Genomic DNA, 1,514 nt, shown 5'->3' on the forward strand with positions numbered 1-1,514 from the left:
AGGGTTTCGCGTTTGGTGCGGAGTATGCGTAGTGCTCGGGTGATTTGGGTGCGGGTTTGGTGTGGGGGGATGACGGCGTCGATGTAGCCGCGTTCGGCGGCGATGTAGGGGTTGGCGAGGGTGTCTTCGTATTCGGCGATCTTTTCGGCGCGTAGCGCGGCCGGGTCGTCGGCGGTGGCCAGTTCCTGTCGGTGGAGGATGTTCACCGCGCCTTGGGCCCCCATCACCGCGATTTGGGCGGTGGGCCAGGCGAAGTTGAGGTCGGCGCCGAGGTGTTTGGAGCCCATGACGTCGTAGGCGCCGCCGTAGGCTTTGCGGGTGATGGTGGTGATTTTCGGTACGGTGGCTTCGGCGTAGGCGTAGATGAGTTTGGCGCCGCGGCGGATGATGCCGTCCCATTCTTGGCCGGTGCCGGGGAGGAAGCCGGGGACGTCGACGAAGGTGAGTACGGGGATGTTGAAGGCGTCGCAGGTGCGGACGAATCGGGCGGCTTTCTCGCTGGCGGTGATGTCGAGGGTGCCGGCGAGGTGCATGGGTTGGTTGGCGACCACGCCGACGGGGTGTCCTTCGACGCGGCCGAAGCCGATCACGATGTTTTGTGCGTAGAGGGGTTGGATTTCGAGGAGCTCTGCGTCGTCGAGGACGTGTTCGATGACGTGGCGGATGTCGTAGGGCTGGTTGGTCGAGTCGGGGATGAGGGTGTCCAGTTCCCGGTCGGTGTCGGTGATGTCGAGGTCGGCGGTCGCGGTGAAGACCGGTGGTTCGTCGAGGTTGTTCGATGGTAGGTGTGACAGTAGGGCTTTGACGTAGTCGATGGCGTCGTTTTCGTTGGTGGCGAGGTAGTGGGCGTTGCCGCTGCGGGTGTTGTGGGTGTGGGCGCCGCCGAGTTCTTCCATGCCGACGTCTTCGCCGGTGACGGTTTTGATGACGTCGGGGCCGGTGATGAACATGTGTGAGGTGTGTTCGACCATGACGGTGAAGTCGGTGACGGCGGGGGAGTAGACGGCGCCGCCGGCGCAGGGTCCCATGATGAGTGAGATTTGTGGGATGACGCCGGAGGCGCGGACGTTGCGGAAGAAGATCTCGCCGTAGAGGCCGAGGGAGACTACGCCTTCCTGGATCCGGGCGCCGCCGGAGTCGTTGATGCCGATGATCGGGCAGCCGATTTTCATGGCCAGTTCCATCACCTTGACGATTTTTTCGCCGAAGACCTCGCCGAGGGAGCCGCCGAAGACGGTGAAGTCCTGCGCGAAGACGCAGACCTGCCGGCCGTCGATGGTGCCGTAGCCGGTGATCACGCCGTCGCCGTACGGGCGGGTGCGGTCCAGACCGAAGTTGGTGGAGCGGTGTCGGGCGAATTCGTCCAACTCGACGAACGATCCCTCGTCCAGCAGCATCCCGATCCGTTCCCGGGCGGTCTTCTTACCCCTGGCATGCTGCTTCTGCACCGCGCGGGCCGACCCGGCGTGTGCCGCTTCCTCGACCCGACGCGTCAGGTCCGCCAACTTACCCGC

At 64.5% G+C, this 1,514-nt stretch carries 1 protein-coding gene; it reads right to left on the minus strand.

What is annotated here, in order from left to right; all coding sequences use genetic code 11:
- A partial coding sequence (locus IEY61_RS30810) for an acyl-CoA carboxylase subunit beta (protein WP_189050852.1) occupies positions 1-1,514 on the minus strand: 1,514 nt, incomplete at both ends.

Source organism: Micromonospora sonchi, assembly GCF_014646235.1.
Classification (GTDB): domain Bacteria; phylum Actinomycetota; class Actinomycetes; order Mycobacteriales; family Micromonosporaceae; genus Micromonospora; species Micromonospora sonchi.